16 protein-coding genes are annotated in these 18236 nt (G+C 71.3%); 14 read left to right on the top strand and 2 right to left on the bottom strand.

Annotation, left to right across the window (positions count from 1 at the left end):
• Positions 1–291 precede the first annotated feature (291 nt).
• From OHA17_RS10095 to OHA17_RS10075, 5 genes are all read left to right on the top strand, one after another.
• Positions 292–705 carry a Fur family transcriptional regulator gene (locus OHA17_RS10095; protein WP_053730372.1) on the top strand — a complete coding sequence of 138 codons (414 nt, stop codon included), beginning with the start codon at positions 292–294 and terminating at the stop codon, positions 703–705.
• Positions 706–863: 158 nt separating this feature from the next.
• Positions 864–1253 carry a cell division protein SepF gene (locus OHA17_RS10090; protein ID WP_053730371.1) on the top strand — a complete coding sequence of 130 codons (390 nt, stop codon included), beginning with the start codon at positions 864–866 and terminating at the stop codon, positions 1251–1253.
• Positions 1254–1378: 125 nt separating this feature from the next.
• Complete coding sequence (locus tag OHA17_RS10085; RefSeq protein ID WP_053730370.1) at positions 1379–2545, top strand: AAA family ATPase; 1167 nt, start codon at positions 1379–1381, stop codon at positions 2543–2545.
• Complete coding sequence (locus OHA17_RS10080) at positions 2542–2922, top strand: nucleotide pyrophosphohydrolase (RefSeq protein WP_406505971.1); 381 nt, start codon at positions 2542–2544, stop codon at positions 2920–2922. Before OHA17_RS10085 ends, OHA17_RS10080 begins: the two co-directional genes overlap by 4 nt.
• Before the next feature lie 125 nt (positions 2923–3047).
• On the top strand, positions 3048–3539 hold the full coding sequence (locus tag OHA17_RS10075; protein WP_406505969.1) for a DUF6099 family protein: 492 nt from the start codon (positions 3048–3050) through the stop codon (positions 3537–3539).
• Positions 3540–3639: 100 nt separating this feature from the next.
• Here the strand turns inward: OHA17_RS10075 and OHA17_RS10070 are convergent, their stop codons facing one another.
• Positions 3640–3870 (bottom strand): hypothetical protein, encoded by a 231-nt coding sequence (locus OHA17_RS10070; protein ID WP_406505967.1) that lies wholly within the window; start codon positions 3868–3870, stop codon positions 3640–3642.
• 248 nt (positions 3871–4118) lie between these two features.
• Between OHA17_RS10070 and OHA17_RS10065 the strand changes: the two genes are divergently transcribed.
• From OHA17_RS10065 to OHA17_RS10035, 7 genes are all read left to right on the top strand, one after another.
• Complete coding sequence (locus OHA17_RS10065) at positions 4119–5048, top strand: LLM class F420-dependent oxidoreductase (protein ID WP_406505965.1); 930 nt, start codon at positions 4119–4121, stop codon at positions 5046–5048.
• A 2-nt stretch (positions 5049–5050) separates the two neighbouring features.
• Positions 5051–6028, top strand: coding sequence for a homocysteine S-methyltransferase (gene mmuM / locus OHA17_RS10060; protein WP_406505963.1), 978 nt, complete (start codon positions 5051–5053; stop codon positions 6026–6028).
• Between the two features lie 46 nt (positions 6029–6074).
• The gene (locus OHA17_RS10055; RefSeq protein ID WP_406505961.1) at positions 6075–7724 is read left to right on the top strand and encodes a 3' terminal RNA ribose 2'-O-methyltransferase Hen1; all 1650 of its coding nucleotides are present in this window, start codon (positions 6075–6077) and stop codon (positions 7722–7724) included.
• A complete protein-coding gene (locus OHA17_RS10050; protein WP_406505959.1) occupies positions 7721–10288 on the top strand; it encodes a polynucleotide kinase-phosphatase in 2568 nt (855 codons plus the stop codon). The genes OHA17_RS10055 and OHA17_RS10050 overlap by 4 nt, the downstream gene beginning before the upstream one ends.
• A 90-nt stretch (positions 10289–10378) precedes the next feature.
• Positions 10379–11611: an arginine deiminase gene (locus tag OHA17_RS10045; RefSeq protein WP_398881174.1), complete on the top strand. Its 1233-nt coding sequence runs from the start codon at positions 10379–10381 to the stop codon at positions 11609–11611.
• A gap of 85 nt (positions 11612–11696) precedes the next feature.
• Complete coding sequence (gene argF / locus OHA17_RS10040; protein ID WP_406505957.1) at positions 11697–12722, top strand: ornithine carbamoyltransferase; 1026 nt, start codon at positions 11697–11699, stop codon at positions 12720–12722.
• A 144-nt stretch (positions 12723–12866) separates the two neighbouring features.
• Positions 12867–14309, top strand: a complete 1443-nt coding sequence (locus tag OHA17_RS10035) for an amino acid permease (RefSeq protein ID WP_398881178.1) — start codon at positions 12867–12869, stop codon at positions 14307–14309.
• On the opposite strand, the gene OHA17_RS10030 is transcribed toward OHA17_RS10035, so the two are convergent.
• Complete coding sequence (locus tag OHA17_RS10030) at positions 14284–14724, bottom strand: ATP-binding protein (protein WP_406505955.1); 441 nt, start codon at positions 14722–14724, stop codon at positions 14284–14286. The two genes, OHA17_RS10035 and OHA17_RS10030, sit on opposite strands and share 26 nt — an antisense overlap.
• A gap of 307 nt (positions 14725–15031) precedes the next feature.
• On the opposite strand from OHA17_RS10030, the gene OHA17_RS10025 reads away from it, so the two are divergent.
• Both OHA17_RS10025 and OHA17_RS10020 read left to right on the top strand, forming a co-directional pair.
• Positions 15032–15859 carry an enoyl-CoA hydratase family protein gene (locus OHA17_RS10025; protein ID WP_406510680.1) on the top strand — a complete coding sequence of 276 codons (828 nt, stop codon included), beginning with the start codon at positions 15032–15034 and terminating at the stop codon, positions 15857–15859.
• A gap of 2 nt (positions 15860–15861) precedes the next feature.
• Positions 15862–18159 carry a bifunctional salicylyl-CoA 5-hydroxylase/oxidoreductase gene (locus OHA17_RS10020; RefSeq protein ID WP_406505953.1) on the top strand — a complete coding sequence of 766 codons (2298 nt, stop codon included), beginning with the start codon at positions 15862–15864 and terminating at the stop codon, positions 18157–18159.
• Positions 18160–18236: the final 77 nt, after the last annotated feature.

Here is an 18236-nt window from a genome sequence, read left to right as displayed (position 1 = left end):
CGGCGACGGCGGGGCCGGTGTCCGCCCGGGCGGACACCCGCGGCGCGGCACGCGCCTTCGCGGCGGCGATCCCCCATGACGTCTCTGTCTCCTGGGTGAGGTGAAGTCCTGTTGCGGGTGGGGCCGGAGTCTTCCTGTCCCTAGGCTATCGGCGGCATCGATCCTACGATGGACCAAATCCAAGTCAAGAAGTACACCAAACCCATATCCCTTCGGAACGCGCCCGCTCCCTGGCACACTGCGCGTGTTCCACCCAACCCCGACCCCCTGAGCGTGGACAGGTGAACCGGCATGAGTGACCTGCTCGAACGGCTGCGAGGGCGCGGCTGGCGGATGACGTCCCAGCGGCGTGTCGTCGCGGAGGTCCTGGACGACGGCGACCACGTCCATCTGACGGCCGACGAAGTGCACGTCCAGGCGGCCGAGCGGCTGCCCGAGATCTCCCGGGCCACCGTCTACAACACCTTGGGCGAACTGGTGCTGCTCGGCGAGGTCATGGAGGTCTCCACCGACGGCCGCGCCAAGCGCTACGACCCCAACGCCCACCACCCCCACCAGCACCTGGTGTGCTCCAACTGCGGCACCATCCGCGACGTCCACCCCACCGGCGACCCGCTGGCCGACCTCCCGGCCGACGAACGCTTCGGCTTCACCCTGTCCCGCGCCGAGGTCACCTACCGCGGACTGTGCCCGTCCTGCTCCTAGACACGAACCCGCTCGACCTCCCATAGGGACGCGAGACCCGCCCCGCCCATGAGATGAGTCATAGCCGACACCTCTTGGGCCGTGTCGAAGTTGGGCTGAACGGGTGAGCGGCGTCATCATGGCCGGATGCAGATACAGCACGTGGGCGAGGTGGTCCGGTGAGCAGGTACGACGTCACCGACGAACAGTGGGAGGGGCTCGCCCAGGTCGTTCCGCTGCGCGGCCGCAACGAGTGGCCGTCCAGAGTCGACCACCAGACCATCCCCGGCGACTACGCGACCGTCGAACAACGCCGCTTCGTCGTCCTCCGGGTGCAGATCTTCGCGGACGCCCGAGAAGTCGCCGAATACCTCATCGCACAGATCCCGGTCCTCCTCGACCTGACGGGCGCCGACCCCGAAGTCGCCAAGCGGATCCTCGACTTCAGCACCGGCGTCGTCTTCGGCCTGGGCAGCGGAATGCACCGCGTCGACCGCAACGTCTTCCTGCTCGCCCCGGCCGGCACCGAAGTGGAAGGCATCGCCGCGGCGGCCGTCCCACACCCCTGACCCGCCCGCCCTCGCTCCACCGCCCCGCCCAGGACCGTCCCGCAGCGCTGTGCCGTCCCTCATTAGTAGGAAGGTCAACGCGGCGGAACGGTTCGTCAGTTTTACGGCTGCGTACGGTCCCAGCCATGACCACGACGACCACCAACAGTGACCGAGCCGCCCGCCCCGATCGACCCACCGTCACCGAACTCAGGCTGTCCTCCTTCCGGGCACACCGCGGCGCGGCCATCCCGCTCGGCCCGCTCACCCTGGTCACCGGGCCGAGCGGCAGCGGCAAGACGAGCGTCCTCGAAGCATTCGAAGCGCTCGCCAGACTCGGCTCGGGCGCGTCACTGGGATCCGTGTTCCGCGACCCGGCGGGCTGCGTGCCCGAACGCGCCGACGCCGACGCCCAGGGCCGCCGCGGATTCCGGATCGGCTGCACGGTGGACGGCCCCGCCGGCCCGGTCCGCCTCGACCTCGCCGTCCAGGCCGAGCCGGAACTCCGCGTCGTCGGCGAACGTTTGACCAGCGAAGGACAGACCCTCCTGAGCACCGCGCTCCGGGACCCCGGCCGCTCCACCGTCCAGGCGGCCTGGCACACCGCGGGCGCGGTCCCCGTCACGCGCGCACCGCTCCCCGACGACCGCCTCGGCACCGCACTGCTCCCCCTGCGCGTCGCGGGCAAGACCGAAGGACAACTGCGCGTCCTGGCCGCCGCCGAACAAGTCGTCGTCGCCCTGCGCTCGGTGTTCGCCTGCGACCCCCAGCCCCAGCGCATGCGCGAACCCGTCGTCCCCGCCCAGGGGAGCGGCGCCGGGCGGCTCAGGCGCGGCTGCGACAACCTCGCCGAAGTCCTCTTCCGCACCCGCACCGAATGCGGCATCCGCCACGGCCGCCTCGTCACCGCGGCCCGCGCGGGCTGCGCCGGACCCGTCACCGGCCTCACCACCGAGCAACTCGCCGACGGTACGTTACGAGCCGTCCTCGCCCGCGGCGGCGCCCGGCACGGCACCCCCGTCGGCCGGCTCGGCGAAGGCGAACTCCGCTACCTCGCCCTCGCCCTCGTGCTGCTCACCGGACCCGGCGTCCTCGCCGTCGACACCGTCGCCGAAGTACCCCCGGCCATGCAGACCCTCGCCGTCCTCGCCGACGGGCTCGACCGCGCACTCGACCCCCGCCAGAGCCGCGAACTCATCGCCCTGGCCGCCGAGATGTGCGCCCGCGGCCACATCCGGCTGCTCGCCGCCGTCGGGGACGGAGCGGGCGCCCATGAGGCCCACGGGGCGACGGTGGTAGACCTGGAACCGTGAACCAACTCGACGTACCGGCCCTCCAGCGCAGGCTCGCAGCCTTCGCCGCCGCCCGCGACTGGCAGCCGTACCACACCCCGAAAAACCTCGCCGCGGCCCTCAGCGTCGAGGCCTCCGAACTGCTCGAAATCTTCCAGTGGCTCACCCCCGAACAGTCGGACCGGGTGATGACCGACCCGGACCAGGCCCACCGCGTCACCGACGAGGTCGCCGACGTCCTCGCCTACCTCCTCCAACTCTGCGAGGTGCTCGGCATCGACGCGTTGGCCGCGCTCTCCGCCAAGATCGACCGCAACGAACTCCGTTTCCCCGTCCCGAAACCGCCGAAGACCCCGAACAACTCGCCGACGGACACGGAGAGTCACTCATCCGAGTGACCGAGATACTCACAATCGGCTTGCTGTGCACAGATTTCCGATTTCCTCTGGCTTTCCGAGCCACTCGCGCTCACGCTAGGTAGTGGACGCGAAGCTCGGGTCCGTCGCACGAACGGGGAAATCGGATGGATGCGGTACGGCTCGTCAAAGTCAGCCAACACGCCCTGGCTCAGAGCCGGGCAGTGCTCGACATCGTCGCCGAGGCCTGGCAGGCACAAGCCCTCGCCCAGGCGATCGGCGGCCACCTCGCGGCCACCGGCCCGCCGGAACTGAGGGGCGAAGCCCGCGGCCTCAGCGAAGCCGGCGGCCGGGGCTGCGCCGTCCTCGACCACCCCGGCATGCGCCGCGGCGGCATCCGAGCCGCCCAGCTGACCGAAGTGGCCGACCCCGCAGGCGCGTTGACCTCCCTGGGCGGACTGCTCGGCGACGTCTCGATGGCCCTCGTCTCGGTGGCCTGCGCCACCGACGAGGAGGGGCTGTACTGGCAGTGCATCGAGGCCATCGACGCCGCCGACGAATCGACCGACCGCATCCGCGGAATGCTGCGCCGGCTCACCTTGCGAGAACAGGAGAGATCGGGTGAGGTGCTGCGGGACACCGCTACGGGGCCGCCGTGAGGGGGGGGCTCCGGGGGCCCTGCACACGCCGGCACGTGCCGCAGCCACCACAACCGTCGTTGGACGACCGGCCCCCGAGGCCCGCTCCGCCCCGGCTGTCCTAGCCGTTCTCGCGCTGCTCGCGCTCCTCGGTCCCGTGCGCCTGCTGCCGCTCGTCCGGGTCGCCGGTGGGCTGAAGGTCCGCGTCGAGCTGCGTCAGATCGGCACTCAGCGCCGCCATCAGCTCCTCCATCTGCTGGAGCAGCCCCTTCGGGGCACCCTTCCGCTCGGTGGCGGACTGCGGCGCCGGCTGCTGCGGCACGGTCGGTTCGGGCACGGCTTCCTGGGACATGGCGGCCTCCTCGGCCCAGCCCTTCCGCGGGGCGGACAGGGCGGAGAATCGGTCGACGCACCGGGCAGGGCCGCCGACACGCGGGCCGGGCGGTCCGGCTCCCCTCGGGGCAACGACCACTTGACGCCAACGTCACTGGTCAGAGGGGGTGCGACCGGCCCGATCGACGAATATTCACCCGACAGGGCTTCGGCGGGACGCGTGGTGGAGGCAGGGTTGACGGCGGCCCGACGGTGCAGGATGGAGGCATGGATCTTCGCATCTTCACCGAGCCCCAGCAGGGCGCCGGCTACGACACCCTCCTGACCGTCGCCAAGGCCACCGAAGACCTCGGCTTCGACGCCTTCTTCCGCTCCGACCACTACCTCCGGATGGGGTCCGCCGACGGACTCCCGGGCCCGACCGACGCCTGGATCACCCTGGCCGGACTCGCCCGCGAGACCAAGCGGATCCGGCTCGGCACGTTGATGACCGCCGGCACCTTCCGGCTGCCCGGCGTCCTCGCCATCCAGGTCGCCCAGGTCGACCAGATGTCGGGCGGCCGGGTCGAACTGGGCCTGGGAGCCGGATGGTTCGAGGACGAGCACAAGGCGTACGGCATCCCCTTCCCGAAGGAGAAATTCGCCCGGCTGGAGGAACAGCTGGCCATCGTCACCGGACTCTGGTCCACCGAAGTGGGCCACACCTTCGACTTCCACGGCACCTACTACCAACTCAGCGACTCGCCTGCGCTGCCCAAGCCCGCGCAGGCCAAGGTGCCCGTCCTGATCGGCGGGCACGGGGCGACCCGCACGCCGCGGCTGGCCGCCCAGTACGCCGACGAATTCAACATCCCGTTCGCCTCCATCGAGGACAGCGAGCGGCAGTTCACCAGGGTCAAGGCGGCCGCCGAAGCCGCCGGACGCAGGGCGGACGACCTCGTGTACTCCAACGCGCTGGTCGTCTGTGTGGGCAAGGACGACGCAGAGGTGGCCCGCCGGGCCGCCGCCATCGGACGGGAGGTGGAGGAACTCAAGGCCAACGGACTCGCGGGCTCGCCCGCCGAAGTCGTCGAGAAGATCGGCAAGTACGAGGCGACCGGCTCGTCCCGCATCTACCTCCAACTGCTCGACCTCGACGACCTCGACCAGCTCGAACTGATCTCCTCGCAGGTGCTGCCGCAGCTGACCGGAGCCTGACCGTGCGGCCCGCCCGGACACTCGCCGCAGCCCTCGCGCAGGGACCGGTCGTCCTCGACGGCGGCCTCTCCAGCCAACTGGAGGCTCAGGGCTGCGACTTGAGCGACGAGCTGTGGTCGGCCCGGCTGCTCGCCGACGACCCGCGGCAGATCCAGGCCGCGCACACCGCATACGTACGGGCGGGCGCCCAAGTCGTGACCACGGCCAGCTACCAGGCCACCTTCGAAGGCTTCGCCCGCCGAGGGCTGAGCCATGGCGAGGCCGAGCTGCTGCTGGCGAATAGTGTCCAACTGGCGCGTGCGGCTGGCGAGTTGGGCGGGGGCTCGGGGGGAGGGGTGGGGTGGGGGAGGGGAGTGGGGGAGGCCCCCCGAAGCCCCGCCCAAACCCCCGAATTCTGGGTAGCCGCCTCCATCGGCCCCTACGGCGCCTTCCTCGCCGACGGCAGTGAGTACCGGGGGCGTTACGGGCTGAGCGTGCGTGAGCTGGAGCGGTTCCACCGGCCGCGGATCGAGGCGCTGGTGGCGGCCGGGCCCGATGTGCTCGCGCTGGAGACGGTGCCGGATGCCGACGAGGCGGAGGCGCTGCTGCGGGCGGTCGAGGGGTGCGGGGTGCCGGTGTGGCTCTCGTACAGCATCGCCGGCGGGCGCACTCGGGCCGGCCAGGATCTGGCCGCGGCGTTTGGTCTGGTGGCGGGACATGGCCAGGTGATCGCGGTCGGGGTGAACTGCTGCACTCCCGCCGATGCCGACCGGGCGGTGCCGCTCGCGGCGTCGGTGACGGGCAAGCCGGTGGTGGTCTATCCGAACAGCGGCGAGCGGTGGGACGCGGAGCGGCGCGGCTGGGCCGGCGGCACGACGTTCGACGCGGCGCGGGTGGGGGACTGGGTGTCGTCCGGGGCGCGGCTCGTCGGTGGCTGCTGCCGGGTCGGGCCGGCGGAGATCGCCCAGTTGGCGGCCCGGGTGCGGGGTGGGCAGGCGTAAAGAAAACCGCTGGTGGGGGTGGTACAGATCGGGCGATACTCGCTGCGTGTTCCTGACAATCACCACCACCGGCACCCCTGAAAGCCCCGCGACCGACCTCGGATTCCTGCTGCACAAGCACCCCGGGAAGGCGCAGCGCTTCTCCACCTCCAACGGCACGGCGCACGTCCTCTATCCCGAGGCGACCGCCGAGCGCTGCACGGCCGCGCTGCTCCTGGAGGTGGATCCCGTCGCGCTGGTTCGGCGCGGCCAGGGCAAGGGCCGGGGCGGAGCTCCTGATGCGGCGCTCGCGCAGTACGTCAACGACCGGCCGTACGCGGCCTCTTCGCTGATGTCGGTCGTGCTGTCCACCGTCTTCAAGAGCGCCCTGCGCGGTGTGTGCGCCGCGCTGCCGGAGCGGGCGGCGGCGCCGTTGCCGCTGCGCATCGAGATACCCGCGCTGCCCGCGCGCGGCGGTGCGGAACTCGTGCACAAGCTGTTCGGGCCGCTCGGCTGGGATTCGGTGACCGCGGAACCGGTCGCGCTGGACGAACAGTTCCCTCAGTGGGGCGACTCGCGCTATGTGCGGCTCGTCCTGGAAGGGGAGCTGCGGCTGGCCGACGCGCTGCGGCAGTTGTACGTCCTGCTGCCGGTGCTCGATGACGCCAAGCACTACTGGGTCGCGCCGGACGAGGTGGACAAGCTGCTGCGGGCCGGTGACGGCTGGCTGGCCGACCACCCCGAGCAGAACCTGATCGCCAGCCGGTACCTGTCGCGGCGCCGGGGCCTGGCCCGGCAGGCGATGGAGCGGCTCGAACTGGTGCGGCTGGCCGAGGCCGAGGGCCTGGACGTCGAGGAGGTCGACAATGCCGTCGACGAGTCCAGCGACACGACGGAGCGGCCGGCGACGCTGGCCGAGCAGCGCCGGGTCGCGATCCTCGCCGCGCTCACCGCGGCCGGGGCGAGCCGGGTGCTCGATCTCGGCTGTGGGCAGGGGCAGTTGGTGCAGAAGCTCCTCACGGATGTGCGCTTCACCGAGATCGTCGGAGTGGACGTCTCCATGCGCGCGCTGGGCGTCGCGTCGCGGCGGCTGCGCCTGGAGCGGATGACGGAGCGTCAGGCGGCGCGGGTGACGCTGATGCAGGGCTCTCTCGCGTACACGGACAAGCGGCTCAAGGGCTACGACGCCGCGGTGCTCAGTGAGGTGATCGAGCACCTGGACCTGCCGAGGCTGCCGGCGCTCGAATACGCGGTGTTCGGATCGGCGCGGCCGCGCACCGTGATCGTGACGACCCCGAATGTCGAGTACAACGTCCGCTGGGAGACGCTTCCGGCCGGGCATGTGCGCCACGGGGACCACCGGTTCGAGTGGAGCCGGGCGGAGTTCCGGTCCTGGGCGCGTGCGGTGGCCGAACGGCACGGCTACGGCGTCGAGTTCGGGCCGGTCGGCCCGGACGACCCGGAGGTGGGACCGCCCACCCAGCTGGCGGTGTTCACGCTGACCGGCGCGGACGGGCCCACCACGGAGACACAGGGGAACGGATCCGCCGCGACGGCGCGGAGGGGCGAATCGCCCGCCGAGACGCAGCCGGGCGCACCCACTACGAAGCCGCGGGCAGACGCGCCGACCACGCCGACCACGCCGACCACGCCGACCGCGATGAACCAGCAGGGCGAGCCCGCCCCGACGACGCCGAAGGAGGCGACCGCAGCATGAGTACCGAGACCGGCACGACCAGCACGCACACCCCGGACGGCGGGCGGGCGCTCGCCGTCACCGACCTTTCCCTCGTCGTCCTCGTCGGCGCCACCGGATCGGGCAAGTCCACGTTCGCCCGGCGCCACTTCAAGCCGACCGAGGTGGTCTCCTCGGACTTCTGCCGGGGCCTGGTCGCCGATGACGAGAACGACCAGAGCGCCAGCCGCGACGCGTTCGACGTGCTCCACTACATCGCCGCCAAGCGGCTCGCGGCGGGGCGGCTGACCGTCGTCGATGCCACGAACGTGCAGCCCGAGAGCCGCAAGCAGCTCGTCCGGCTGGCCCGCGAGCACGATGTGCTGCCGATCGCGATCGTCCTGGACCTGCCGGAGGACGTCTGCGCCGAGCGGAACGCCAAGCGCCCCGACCGGGCCGGGATGCCCCGCCATGTGATCGGCCGGCACCGGCGTGAACTGCGGCGTTCCCTGCGTGGGTTGGAGCGCGAGGGCTTCCGCAAGGTGCACGTCCTGCGGAGCGTCGAGGAGGTCGAGAGCGTCGAGATCGCCATCGAGCGGCGCTACAACGACCTCACCCACCTCACCGGCCCCTTCGACATCATCGGCGACGTCCACGGCTGCCGGTCCGAACTGGACACCCTGCTTGGCAGGCTCGGCTACGTCGACGGCGTCCACCCGCAGGGCCGCACCGCCGTCTTCGTCGGGGACCTCGTCGACCGGGGGCCCGACAGCCCCGGGGTGTTGCGCCGCGTGATGAGGATGGTCGCCGACGGTAACGCTCTGTGCGTGCCCGGGAACCATGAGAACAAGCTCGGACGTTACTTGAAGGGAAGGAACGTCCAGCACACGCACGGACTGGCCGAGACGATCGGGCAGTTGGAGAAGGAGGACGACAGCTTCAGGGAGCAGGTGAGGGAGTTCATCGACGGGCTCGTCAGCCACTATGTGCTCGACGGCGGCAAGCTGGTCGTCTGTCACGCGGGTCTGCCCGAGAAGTACCACGGGCGCACGTCGGGCCGGGTCCGCTCGCACGCGCTGTACGGGGACACGACCGGGGAGACCGACGAGTTCGGGCTGCCCGTGCGCTACCCGTGGGCCGAGGACTACCGCGGGCGCGCGGCGGTCGTGTACGGACACACTCCCGTGCCGAACACCTCGTGGATCAACAACACCATCTGCCTGGACACCGGTGCGGTGTTCGGCGGGAAGATGACTGCCCTGCGCTGGCCGGAGCGCGAGCTCGTCGATGTGCCGGCGGAGCAGGTCTGGTACGAGCCGGTCAAGCCGCTGGCCACCGAGGCACCCGGTGGTCACGAGGGCCGGCCGCTGGACCTCGCCGATGTGCACGGACGCCGGGTCGTGGAGACCCGGCTGATGGGCAAGGTCGCGGTGCGGGAGGAGAACGCGGCGGCCGCGCTGGAGGTCATGAGCCGGTTTGCCGTCGACCCGAGGCTGCTCGCCTACCTGCCGCCGACCATGGCGCCGACCGCGACCTCCGGTGCGGACGGCTACCTGGAGCACCCGGCCGAGGCGTTCGCGCAGTACCGGAAGGACGGCGTCGCGAAGGTCGTGTGCGAGGAGAAGCACATGGGCTCGCGGGCGGTGGCGTTGGTCTGCCGTGACGCGGAGGTGGCGCGCGAGCGGTTCGGCGTCCAGGGCCCGACCGGGGCACTGCACACCCGTACCGGACGGCCGTTCTTCGACGATGCGACGGTCACCGAGGAGATTCTTGCCCGGCTGCGGTCGGCGGTGACCGCAGCCGGGCTGTGGGACGAACTCGGCACGGACTGGCTGCTGTTGGACGCCGAGCTGATGCCCTGGTCGCTGAAGGCATCGGGCCTGCTGCGCTCGCAGTATGCCGCGGTGGGTGCCGCGTCCGGGGCCGCGCTTCCGGCTGCCGTCCAGGCGCTGGAGGCGGCGTCGGCGCGGGGCGTCGAGGTGACGGGGCTGTTGGAGCGGCAGCGCGGGCGGACCGCTGACGCGGCCGCGTTCACCGAGGCGTACCGGCGATACTGCTGGGAGACCGACGGTCTTGACGGGGTGCGGATCGCGCCGTTCCAGATCCTGGCCGCGCGGGGTCGCAGCCTGGCGGCGGTGCCGCACGACGAGCAGCTGGCCTGGCTCGACCGGCTGGTCGAGCACGACCCGACGGGACTGCTCCAGGTGACCCGGCGGTTGATCGTCGACACCGGTGACGAGGCGTCGGTACGGGCCGGGGTCGACTGGTGGCTGGAGCTGACCGGCGCGGGCGGCGAGGGCATGGTCGTCAAGCCGCTCCAGGCGCTCGCCCGGGATGGCAAGGGGCGGCTGGTGCAGCCGGGCATCAAGGTGCGCGGCCGCGAGTACCTGCGGATCATCTACGGTCCCGAGTACACGCGTCCGGACAACCTCGACCGGCTGCGGCAGCGCTTCCTAGGGCACAAGCGGTCGCTCGCGCTGCGGGAGTACGCGCTCGGCCTGGAGGCCCTCGACCGGCTGGCGGGCGGCGAGCCGCTGTGGCGGGTCCACGAGGCGGTGTTCGCCGTCCTCGCCCTGGAGTCGGAGCCGGTCGACCCGCGGCTGTGACGTGGCGGCGGGCCGCTTCGGTGGCCCGCCGGCCCGTGCGGCGGCGGTGTTCGCCGGGTGAGGGGGGCCGCCGCGGGACAGGATGGGGGCATGGGATTCCATGTCGATTCCGAGACCGGGCGGCTGCGCCGCGTCATACTCCACCGGCCAGATCTTGAGCTGAAGCGGCTCACGCCCAGCAACAAGGACGCGCTGCTCTTCGACGACGTGCTGTGGGTGCGCCGGGCCAGACAGGAGCACGACGGTTTCGCGGACGTGCTGCGCGACCGGGGCGTCCAGGTGCATCTCTTCGGTGACCTGCTGCGCGAGTCGCTGGAGATCCCGGCGGCTCGCGGACTCGTCCTTGACCGGGTCTTCGACGAGAAGGAGTACGGGCCGCTCGCGACCGGGCATCTGCGGGCGGCCTTCGACGAACTGCCCGCCGCCGATCTCGCGGAGGCGCTGGTCGGCGGGATGACCAAGCGGGAGTTCCTGGAGGGGCATCCGGAGCCGACGTCGGTGCGCTTCCACGCGATGGATCTGGATGATTTCCTGCTCGGCCCGCTGCCGAACCACCTCTTCACCCGCGACACCTCCGCCTGGATCTACGACGGTGTCTCGATCAACGCGATGCGCTGGCCGGCCCGGCAGCGCGAGACCGTGCACTTCGAGGCGATCTACCGCCACCACCCGCTGTTCAAGGGCCCCGAGGCAGGTCCGTTCAACATTTGGTCGCGCGGGCAGAGCGACTATCCCTCGACCATCGAGGGCGGTGACGTCCTGGTCATCGGGAACGGCGCCGTGCTGATCGGGATGAGCGAGCGGACCACCCCGCAGGCCGTGGAGATGCTGGCCCGGGGCCTGTTCGCGGCGGGCTCGGCGCGCACCATCGTGGCGCTCGACATGCCGAAGCGGCGGGCGTTCATGCACCTCGACACGGTGATGACGATGGTCGACGGCGAGACCTTCACCCAGTACGCGGGCCTGGGCATGCTCCGCTCGTACACGATCGAGCCGGGCGCGGGCGAGCAGGAGCTCAAGGTCACCGACCATCCGCCGGAGCACATGCACCGCGCGATCGCGGCGGCGCTCGGCCTCGACCGGATCCGGGTGCTCACCGCCACCCAGGACGTGCACTCCGCGGAGCGCGAGCAGTGGGACGACGGCTGCAATGTGCTCGCGGTCGAGCCGGGGGTGGTCGTCGCGTACGAGCGCAATGTCACGACCAACACGCATCTGCGCAAGGAGGGCATCGAGGTGATCGAGATCAGGGGCAGTGAGCTGGGGCGGGGGAGGGGAGGCCCGCGCTGCATGAGCTGTCCCGTCGAACGCGATGCCGTATAGTGATGCACTCTTACGTATATACTTCCAGAGTTGCATTCAGTTCATAGCCCAGTCGTCCCCCTACCCGCCCCCAGGAGCAGCCACCATGGCGACAGATCTCGCAGGCCGCCACTTCCTCAAGGAGCTGGACTTCACGGCCGAGGAGTTCCTCGGGCTCGTCGAGCTCGCCGCGGAACTCAAGGCTGCCAAGAAGGCGGGCACCGAGGTCCAGCGGCTGCGCGGCCGCAACGTCGCGCTGATCTTCGAGAAGTCCTCGACCCGTACCCGCTGCTCCTTCGAGGTGGCCGCCGCCGACCAGGGTGCGTCGACGACGTACATCGACCCGGCCGGTTCGCACATCGGCAAGAAGGAGTCCGCGCGTGACACCGCCCGCGTCCTTGGCCGGATGTTCGACGCGATCGAGTTCCGGGGCGAAGCGCAGGAGACCGTCGAGACCCTCGCCGCGAACGCCGGGGTTCCCGTCTACAACGGCCTGACCGACGAGTGGCACCCGACCCAGATGCTCGCCGACGTCCTCACCGTCACCGAGCACACCGACAAGCCGCTGGGCGAGGTCGTTTTCGCCTATCTGGGGGACGCCCGCTTCAACATGGGCAATTCCTACCTGGTCACCGGCGCGCTGCTCGGCATGGACGTCCGCATCGTGGCGCCCCGGGCGTACTGGCCGGCCGAGGAGATCGTCGCGCAGGCCCGGGAGGTGGCGGGGGTGAGCGGCGCCCGCATCACCCTCAACGAGTCCGTCGAGGAAGGTGTCGTCGGCGCGGACTTCGTGGCCACCGACGTGTGGGTCTCGATGGGCGAGCCCAAGGAGATCTGGGCCGAGCGCATCAAGGCCCTCGCGCCGTACGCCGTGACCATGGACGTGCTGCGCGCCACCGGCAATCCGCGCGTCAAGTTCCTGCATTGCCTGCCGGCCTTCCACGACCTCGGCACCCAGGTCGGCCGCGACATCTACGAGCAGTACGGGCTGACCGAACTCGAAGTGACCGACGAGGTCTTCGAATCGCCCCACTCGGTCGTCTTCGACGAGGCGGAGAACAGGATGCACACCATCAAGGCGGTCATGGTCGCCACGCTGGGGGACGGGCCGGGGCGCAACGCCGCCGAATAGGAATGCGCCCGATTGGGTGAACATGCGCCGGGGTGGCTACTATGTCGCTTCTTGGTGGGGTCCGAGCTCGCAAGCTCGGGCCCCGCTTTCTTTGTGTACGGCCCCTGCCAGGCCGTTGTGTAGACCAGGAATGAGAACCACCCCATGCGGCGCCCCCACCTCGCCCCCCGCCCTGCCCCCGCGCTGCGCATCAAACCGCCGCGCCAGCTGATCGCCGAATCCGGCGCGGACCTGGAGGGGCACGGTCTGCGCCGCACGATGGGGCTCTTCCAGCTCGTGTGCTTCGGCGTCGGCGCGATCGTCGGCACCGGCATCTTCGTCGGGCTCTCCGACAGCGTCGCCAAGGCCGGACCCGCAGTCGTCCTCTCCTTCGTGCTCGCCGCGGTGACCTGCGTCTTCACCGCGTTCTCCTTCGCCGAGCTCGGCGGCGCGATCCCCGTCTCCGGCTCCTCGTACTCCTTCGCGTACGCGACGCTCGGCGAGCGAACCGCCTTCCTGGTCGGCTGGTGCCTGCTCCTGGAGTACGGCGTCTCGGTGTCCGCGGTCGCCGTCGGCTGGAGCCAGTATCTGAACGAGCTCCTGAACAGCCTCGTCGGATGGCAGCTGCCGGCCGCGCTCTCCGCGGGGCCCGGCGACGGCGGGGTGATCAACCTTCCGGCCGTCGTGGTCATCCTGCTCGCCGCCACCCTCCTGGTGCGCGGTGTCAGGGAGAGCGCGCGGGCCACCGCCGCGATGGCCGTGCTCAAGATCGGGATCCTGCTGCTGTTCCTGGCGATCGCGTTCACCGCGTTCAGGGCGGGCAACCTCTCGCCGTTCGCGACGCACGGCCCCGGCGGGGTCACCGCGGGCGCCTCGCTGGCCTTCTTCTCGTACATCGGATTCGACGCGATCACCACGGCCGGCGAGGAAGTGAAGAATCCGCGCAAGAACGTGCCGATAGCGATCATGATCTGCATCGGTCTGGTCACGCTGCTCTACTGTGCGGTCGCCGTGGCCGCGATCGGCGGGCTCGGCGCGGACGCCGTCGGCGACAAGCCCGCCGCGCTCTCGCTGATCGTCAACCACGTCACCCACTCGACGTTCGGTGGCGGCGTCATCGCGTTCGGCGCGGTCGTCGCCATCGCGTCCGTCGTGCTCGCCGTGATGTACGGGCAGACCCGCATCCTGATGTCGATGTCCCGCGACGGCCTCGTCCCGCGGGTCTTCGAGCGGGTCTCGGCGAAGACCGCGACGCCGGTGGCCAACACCTGGATCGTCGCGCTGGTCTTCGCGGTCCCGGCCGCGTTCGCCTCCCTGGACGCGGTGGTCAACCTGACCACCATCGGCACCCTCGCCGTCATGGCCGTCGTGAACATCGCCGTCATCGCGCTGCGCCGCAGCGAACCGGACCTGAAGCGCTCGTTCCGGGTGCCGCTGTACCCCGTCAGCCCGATCCTGGGCGTCGGCTTCTGCCTCTATCTGATGTACGGGACCGGCTGGGCGACCTGGCTGCAGTTCGCCGTGTTCCTGCTGGCCGGCGCGCTGGTGTACGCCTTTTACGGGCGCAGCCGCTCGCGGCTGGTCAGCCCCGACGGCTCGGCAGCGTGAACCAGACCGCCTTGCCGTGCGCGGTGGGGCGGTGGCCGCAGGCCGAACTCAGCGTGCGGATGAGCAGCAGTCCGCGCCCGTGCTCCTGCCAGGGGTCCGGATGCTCGTCCGCCCCCGGTGCGGAGAGGTCGCCCGGCGGCAGCCGCGAGCCGTCGTGCACCTCGACCTGACAGCCGGACGCGAGCAGCTCCACCACCAGCTCGATCGGCGCCTCGCCCGAGGTGTGCTCGACGGCGTTGGCGACGAGCTCCGCGGTGAGCAGCTCGGCCGTGTCGCTGTCGGCCGGCGCGTCGATGTCCGCGAGCGCGGTACGCACCAGGGCGCGGGCGATCGGCGCGGCGGCCGCGCTGTGCGGGAGCTCGATGCGCCACGCGGACGGCGTGGCGTCGCGGTCGGGGCCGGAGGGCTCGGGCAAGGCGGAGGTTTCCGTTCGGGGTGCGTGGCGTTGTCGGGTTCGCAGGGGGACGTGGTGTTGCGTGGCGACGCCGGGTCGCGTGGGCTCGTCCTGCTTTCAACCTTACGAAGCCCGGATCCGGCTCAGTAGAGGACCCCGGCCGGCGCGGCCGGGCCGTGGGGCACCGGTGCGAGGGACCTTGGCCTCTGGTCGGCCCGTCCGCCGTATTGCGTACTCGTGACGACGGTCACGTATGAGTGATACCGTCGTCGGGCAGGCAGCAGAAGAGGTGGCGGCACCTGCCGTCCCGCCGAAGGAGGCCGCCCGGATGAGCCCCTTTCCCAGCTCCGCATCGCCCACCGAGGACTGGCGCCATCTACGGCTCACGGTGGCCGACGGGGTCGCGACCGTCACCCTGGCCCGGCCGGAGAAACTCAACGCGCTGACCTTCGGCGCCTACGCCGACCTGCGCGACCTGCTCGCCGAACTGTCCAGGGAGCGCTCGGTGCGCGCCCTGGTCCTGGCCGGCGAAGGTCGCGGGTTCTGCTCGGGCGGCGACGTCGACGACATCATCGGCGCCACCCTGTCGATGAACACCGCGGAACTCCTCGACTTCAACCGCATGACCGGCCAGGTCGTCCGGGCGATCCGCGAATGCCCCTTCCCGGTGATCGCCGCGCTGCACGGCGTCGCGGCCGGCGCGGGCGCGGTGCTCGCGCTTGCCGCGGACTTCCGCATCGCCGACCCCTCGGCGCGGTTCGCCTTCCTCTTCACCAAAGTGGGCCTGTCGGGCGGCGACATGGGCGCGGCCTATCTGCTGCCCCGTGTCGTCGGCCTCGGCCACGCCACCCGCCTGCTCATGCTGGGCGATCCCGTACGCGCCACGGAGGCCGAACGGATCGGCCTGCTCAGTGAGTTGACGGACGAGGGCCGCGCGGACGAGCGCGCCGCCGAGCTCGCCCGCCGCCTCGCCGACGGACCCGCCCTCGCGTACGCCCAGACCAAGGCGCTGCTCACCGCGGAGCTCGACATGCCGCTCGCGGCCTCGGTGGAAATGGACGCGGCGACCCAGGCCCTGCTGATGAACGGCGAGGACTACGCCGAGTTCCACGCGGCCTTCAGCGAGAAGCGGCTCCCGAAGTGGCAGGGACGCTAGCGATGCCGGCCTCGCGCGCCGAGGGCGCCCCGCTGCGGATCGCCGTCATCGGCGGCGGCCCCGGCGGGCTCTACGCCGCGGCCCTGCTCAAGCGTCTCGGTCCCGACCGCGAGATCACGCTGTGGGAGCGCAACGCCCCCGACGACACCTTCGGCTTCGGCGTCGTGCTCTCGGACGAGACCCTCGGCGGGATCGAACACGCCGACCCGGCCGTCTACCAGGCTCTGCGCGCCGAGTTCGTCCGGTGGGACGACATCGACATCGTGCACCGGGGACGCACGCTCACCTCCGGCGGGCACGGCTTCGCCGCGCTCGGACGGCGCAGGCTCCTGGAGATCCTGCACGAGCGCTGCCACGCACTGGGTGTCACCTTGCGTTTCCGCGCGGAGGCGCCGCCCGCCGCCGAACTCGCCGCGGCCCACGACCTGGTGGTCGCGGCGGACGGGGTGCACAGCCTCACCCGCGAGGCGCACGCCGACCACTTCGCGCCGCGCATCACCACGCACCGCTGCCGCTACGTATGGCTCGCCGCCGACTTCGCCTTCGACGCCTTCCGCTTCGAGATCGCCGAGACCGAACACGGCGTGATGCAGCTGCACGGCTACCCCTACTCCGCCGACTCCTCCACCGTCATCGTCGAAATGCGCGAAGAGGTGTGGGCGGCCGCCGGGTTCGACGCGCTCGACGAGACCGCCTCCGCCGACTACTGCGCCAAGATCTTCACCGACGCCCTCGGCGGACGGCCGCTGCGTGGCAACAACTCCTCATGGACCGCCTTCCGGACCGTCGTCAACAAGCGCTGGTCGTACGGCAACACGGTGCTTCTCGGCGACGCGGCGCACACCGCCCACTTCTCCATCGGCTCCGGCACCAAGCTCGCCGTCGAGGACGCCCTGGCCCTTGCCGCGTGCATCGAGGATCAGCCCGATCTGCCCGCGGCCCTCAGCGCGTACGAGAGTGAGCGCCGGCCCGTCGTCGAGTCGACGCAGCGCGCGGCCGCCGCCAGCCTGCGCTGGTTCGAGGAGCTGGAACGCTATCTCGAACAGCCCGCCCGGCAGTTGGCCTTCAACCTCCTCACCCGCAGCCGCCGGGTCACCCACGACAACCTGCGGCTGCGCGACCCCGGGTTCACCGACACCGTCGAGCGGGAATTCGGCTGCCCGCCGGGAACCCCGCCCATGTTCACCCCCTTCCGGCTGCGCGGCCTCGAACTGAAGAACCGCGTGGTCGTCTCGCCCATGGACATGTACTCCGCCGTGGACGGTGTCCCCGGCGACTTCCACCTCGTGCACCTCGGCGCCCGCGCGCTGGGCGGCGCGGGTCTTGTCATGACCGAGATGGTGTGCGTCAGCCCCGAAGGCCGCATCACCCCAGGCTGCGCCGGCCTCTACACCCCCGAACAGGCCGGGGCCTGGCGGCGGATCACCGACTTCGTCCACCAGCAGGCGCCGGGCACCGCCGTCGGCATCCAGCTCGGCCACTCCGGGCGCAAGGGCTCGACCAAGCTGATGTGGGACGGCATGGACGAGCCGCTCGACACCGGCAACTGGCCCGTCGCCGCCGCCTCTCCTCTCCCGTACCGGCCGGGCGTCAGCCAGGTCCCGCACGCGCTGGACCGCGCGGGGCTCACCGAGATCCGCGACCAGTTCACGGCCGCGGCCCGCCGCGCCGCCGACTGCGGATTCGACCTCCTCGAACTGCACTGCGCACACGGCTACTTGCTCTCCGGATTCCTCTCCCCTCTCACCAACCAACGGACGGACGCCTACGGCGGTTCCCTCGCGGGCCGGCTCCGCTTCCCCCTCGAAGTCTTCGACGCGGTGCGCGCCGGCTGGCCCGCCGACAAGCCCATGACGGTCCGTATCTCCGCCACCGACTGGGCCGAGGGCGGCACCGCCGTCGAGGACGCCGTGGAGATCGCGCGGGCCTTCGCCGCGCACGGCGCCGACGCCATCGACGTCTCCACCGGCCAGGTCGTCCCCGACGAACGCCCCGAGTTCGGCCGCTCGTACCAGACCCCGTACGCCGACCGGATCCGCAACGCGCTCGGCATCCCGGTCGTCGCGGTGGGGGCCATCTCGTCCTGGGACGACGTCAACTCCCTGCTCCTGGCGGGCCGCGCCGACCTGTGCGCGCTGGCCCGGCCGCATCTGTACGACCCGCACTGGACGCTGCACGCCGCGGCCGAGCAGGGTTATGCGGGCCCCGGCGCGAGCTGGCCGCCGCCTTACCGGGCGGGCAGCCGCAAGCCGCCGACGGGACGGACGGATGCGCCGAGGCCACGGCTCAGCCTGAACTGACGCCCCCGCGGACAGTCCGTCAGGCGGCCGCCGTGCCCTCAGCGCTCTCGGCACTCTCAGCGCTCTCGGCACCCGGG

The sequence above is a fragment of the Streptomyces sp. NBC_00212 genome, from assembly GCF_045206365.1.
GTDB lineage: Bacteria > Actinomycetota > Actinomycetes > Streptomycetales > Streptomycetaceae > Streptomyces.
This window is presented reverse-complemented; position numbering and strand designations above follow the sequence as displayed.